This window comes from Pirellulales bacterium, from assembly GCA_019694455.1.
Lineage (GTDB): Bacteria > Planctomycetota > Planctomycetia > Pirellulales > JAEUIK01 > JAIBBY01.
On the sequence record JAIBBY010000116.1, the window covers coordinates 1 to 4,505 of the forward strand.

General features: G+C 65.6%; 4 protein-coding genes. 1 reads left to right on the forward strand and 3 read right to left on the reverse strand.

All coding sequences use genetic code 11. The annotated features are described in order from the left end of the window. Nucleotides 1–609 (reverse strand): amidinotransferase (locus K1X71_21035; GenBank protein ID MBX7075634.1); only part of this gene is annotated, 609 nt, incomplete at its 3' end. Continuing rightward, entirely contained in the window at nt 606–1,871 is a 1,266-nt protein-coding gene (locus tag K1X71_21040) for a TIGR00300 family protein (protein ID MBX7075635.1), read from the reverse strand. The genes K1X71_21040 and K1X71_21035, both read right to left, overlap by 4 nt. 238 nt (nt 1,872–2,109) lie before the next feature. On the opposite strand from K1X71_21040, the gene K1X71_21045 reads away from it, so the two are divergent. Next, nucleotides 2,110–3,279 (forward strand): hypothetical protein, encoded by a 1,170-nt coding sequence (locus K1X71_21045; protein ID MBX7075636.1) that lies wholly within the window; start codon nt 2,110–2,112, stop codon nt 3,277–3,279. 22 nt (nt 3,280–3,301) lie between these two features. Here K1X71_21045 and K1X71_21050 read toward each other — a convergent pair whose 3' ends face one another. Beyond that, nucleotides 3,302–4,339 (reverse strand): ABC transporter permease, encoded by a 1,038-nt coding sequence (locus K1X71_21050; GenBank protein ID MBX7075637.1) that lies wholly within the window; start codon nt 4,337–4,339, stop codon nt 3,302–3,304. Nucleotides 4,340–4,505: the final 166 nt, after the last annotated feature.

Below are 4,505 nucleotides of genomic sequence, written 5' to 3' on the forward strand. Positions count from 1 at the left end.
CGAGATCAGGTTCGGCACGATCTCGGCCAGAGCGCGGCGACCATAATCGTCCAGCGCCGCGGGGTAATAAATGGCCGTGTCGTCGGTGAGCGGGCAAAAGCAAGTGTCGAGGTGATAGTAGTACGGGTCGACCAGTTCCAGCGGAATCACCCGCACCCCCAACAACGCGCCAATCGCTTGATGCCCGCGCGCGTCGCTGCGTATGCGGTAGCCCGCGAACAATGTGTCGCCGCAAAAGAGCGCGTCCCCGGCGCCTTCGAAGTAAACGCCCTCCGGCGCCGATTGCACGTCAAAGCCATCCTCGCCAAACCAGCGCTCGTCGAACGGCGTCTCGCGCTGCCGCACCGCATGTCGAAAGCGAGACACGACCGCCGTCCGCCCGTAGATCAACGCCGCGTTGGCGGTGAACACCAGGTCCGGCAGTCCCGGCGCCGGCTCCATGCACACCACTTCGGCGCCGGCCGCCTCAAGCTGCTTGCGCAGCCCCTGCCATTGCTGCCGCGCCCGCCGCGGATCACTCGGGCGCGACCGACTCATCCAGGCGTTGATCTCATACTCAATGCCGTAATAGTCCGGCGGGCACATCAAGATGCGGGCACGCGCGCTCATGCGGCCGGCTCCGCTGACTTCAGTTCACTGACCAAGGCGCGGAAAAAAGGCTCCACGTCGGTCACCAGTCCCACCGTCTGAAACGTCCCCCGGTCGCTCAACTTAATCACCGTCGAAGGGTTGATGTCCACGCACACCACCTTAACCCAGGCCGGCAGCAGGTTGCCCACCGCGATCGAGTGCAGCGTGCTGGCCACCATCAAGGCGAATGTCACGCCAGCCAGCTTTTCGCGCATCACGCGCTGCGCTTCCAACGTGTCGGTCACGACTTCTGGCAGCGGGCCGTCGTCGCGAATGCTTCCCGCCAGCACAAAATCAACGCCGCGCAGCACGCATTTGCGCATGATGCCGCGCGCTAGCTCCCCACTCTCCACCGCCCGGCGTATCCCTCCCAGCCGCCGAATGCGGTTGATCGCCCGCAAATGATGTTCGTGCCCTCCTTCGACCGATCCCCCATGATCGAGTTGAATGCCCAGGCTCGTGCCAAATAGCGCCTGCTCAATATCGTGCGTGGCCAAGGCGTTGCCCGCAAACAGTAGTTGAACGTAGCCCTGGTCGATCAGCCATTCGACATGCTCGCCGCTGCCGGTATGGACAATCGCCGGCCCCCCGACCAGCAAGATCTTCCCCCCTTGCGCGCGCTGCCGGCGCAACTCGCCGGCGATCTCGCGCACCATCACCCCTTTCGGCTTCTCTGTCGAAACCGCCGAGTTCATGAACTCAAAGCCGTGCCGTTCCAGCATGCGCTCTTCGGGAAAGACGCGCACCCCCGCGTGTCCCACCACCAACTGCTGTCCGCGCCGCACGTCGCTCATTGCAATGCACGTCGCACTGCCGCTGGGCAGATCGACCATCACCCCGCAATCCATCTCTTGCCGCTGGACCGGCAGCCAATTGCCTGCGACCCGCACTTCCGTGCGTTGATTGGTGCTGCTGTAAAACCCCTCGGGAAACGCCCCCTCCATGTCGGCCTCGACCAGGCGGCAATCTTGCTGCGCGGTCGGCACGGCGCCGTGATCGCTAATCTCGCTGACAATCTTCGCCAATTGGTCTGGTTCGGCGGCCCGCACCTCGATCAAGGCATAACTCGGATCGGTCCGCGCGTGCCCAATGGTGATCTGCTTGATCGTGAACGCCCCTCCCAGCGACGTGATGACGTCCAGGATCTTCGGCAAAATCAGGCTGTCGATGATGTGCCCGCTCACCTCGACTTCGATGGAGTGCGCGGCGCCAGGGCCTGTCGGAGAGTGCGTTCGTTCCATCGTGTTTCCACCGCTCGCCAGTGGCCGCCGGCGCCCCGCGCCATGACCCCTTGCCACGTCACTGGTCCGGCCGCCCTTGTTATTCTACGCCGAATGGCGGCAAATCGGCCTCACGAGCGCGGCCCGCGTGGTGGCAAGTCGAAGCCTGGCTTCACGATCGGCGCGGCAAATCCTATACTGAACAGACCTACAAGGACGCAGGACACGTAACTGGTCGGAAGGCCCTACACAGACAGCCATGAGCGAATCGCCAGAACCGAGCATTTGGGATAAGTTGGCAGCCGATCTTGGCGCCGAGTCGCGCCCCGAGGCCGCGCCCAAGTGGTCAAAGCCCCAAGACACGCAGCCGACACCGCCGCCGCGCAAGACGCAAACTACCCGCGCCACGCCTCCTCCCGCCGCCTGGGACAGCCTGGCCGCGGAGTTCGGCATTGCCGTTCCGGTTCAGTCTGAGCCCACGCGACCAGAACCGGCCCCAGCTCCCCCGGCTGCGCGACCAGCGGAGACGCTGCCGCGCCAGCGAGAGCCTGAAGCAGGCCGCCGCGAGCCAGAGGCCGATCGCGCCGAGCACGAGCGCACGCGCCCTTCCCCACGAACCGAATACGATCGCCCGCGACGTTCCCCCCCGCCGCCCCGCGACGAAGTGGCGCCAGCGCGTCGCCCACCGCGGGACGACGCCTGGGACGACCGTTTTGACCGCGATGAGGATGACGACGAACCTGTTTCCCAGTCCATCGACGACAGCGCCGACGAAGCCAACCCCGCCGAGGCCGCGACCGATCAAGAGGCCGAGCCGCGCAAACGCCGCCGCCGGCGACGTGGTGGTCGCGGCCGGCGCGGCTCGCGCTCCGGTCGCGCGGAGGCCGCCGATCAGCAGCCGCGCGACGAGTTCGACGCCGATTTCGGCGACTCTGACGAAGCCGGCGACGCGGACAATCGCCGCACGCGCATCATCAGCGATATGGTGACCGGCATCGTGTCGGAGGCGATCGACCTCGATGCGCCCCCCGGCCCGCTGCCAACCCGACCGGCCGCTGGCGATAACGAATCGGCCGAGTCCGACCGGCCTCGCCGTCGACGACGTAGAAGGCGCGGCGGTAGACGCGATGAATCTCGCGGCGATGCGCCCGCTTCTTCGTCGCATCAACAGCGCGACGATTACGACGACGATGATGATGACGATCGCCCGTTGGTCGCCGCCGGTATGGAACACGACGACGATCTCGACTCTGGCGACGATGATCGCGGCGCGGCGCGCATGTCGCACAAGGGCATTCCGTCGTGGCAAGAGACCATCGACCTCATCATCAACGTCAACATGGAGGCCCGCGCTAAAAATCCTCGCGGGTATTCCGGTTCGCCACGCCGTGGCGGCGGAAATCGGGGCGGGCGTTCGCGCGGCCGGTAGTCCCACTGATCGCGGCCGCCCGCTACTCGCGAGCGCCGTGCGTCCATTGATCCACCGCGACGGCGGCCACGATGATCGCCCCCACAATCACCTTTTGCACCGGGTCGCTCAGGCCGGCATAGACGCAACCGCTCTTCAGCAGCGCCATCGTCGTGGCGCCAACCAGCGAGCCCAGCACGCTGCCCCGCCCGCCGCGCAAGCTGCCACCACCAATCACCACGGCGGCGATCATTTCCAGTTCCAGACCCAAGCCGCTGGTGGGGCTTCCTTGCCGATTCAGGTCGTTGAAATCCAATAGCCCCGCTAGCGCCAGGAAGAAACCGCCCAACGTGTAAATCCCCAGCTTGACGGCGGTGACCGGCACGCCGCACAGCCGCGCCGTGGCTTCGCTCGAACCAATCGCAAAGACGTACCGCCCAAACACGGTGTTGCGCAGCACAATCGCCAGCACCACTCCCAGCGCAATCACAATCCACACGCCCAGCGGCACCAATTGCCAGCTATCGGCCGGCGGCCGGTCCAGCAATCCGGCCAGCCAGTCGGGCGCCGGCGCCTGAATCTTCTTCTGGTCCGACACAAACTCGGCCAGCCCGCGGAACGCGAGCATGGAACCGAGCGTGACAATGAACGGCACCAGCTTCAACCCAGTGATCAACAGCCCGTTCAACAGTCCGGCGGCCGTGCCGGTGGCCAACATCAGCGCCAGCGCGACCACCGGAGGCGCGCCCTCTTTGAGGGCTACCGCCAGCACGACGGCGGTGAGCGCCAAGATCGAGCCCGCCGACAAATCAATGCCGCCGCCAATAATGATCACCGTCATCCCCAAGGTGCCCATGCCGACGATCGTTGTTTGCTTGGCTACCAGCTTCATACGCTCTGGCTGCAAGAACGGCGATTCCTTATCGACCACCCATTGCGCCGCCGAAAAAACCAACGCCACCAGCAATAATCCCACGAACGGCCCCAGCAGCGATTGCGCCCAGCGCAGCGCCGGCCGGCGCTCGCGCAGCGGTTCGGCGGACTGGGTGGCGGCGTTAGCGACACAGGACTTCGACGTCATCGCAGTGCCGCCCCTTCCATCGCGCCGCGGGTGGCGCTATGCATGATGCTTTCCTCGGTCCACTCATCGCGCGGCCGCACATCGACCAATCGGCCGCGGCACATCACGGCAATGCGGTCGGCCACGCCCAATAGCTCCGGCAGATACGAACTGACCAGCACCACCG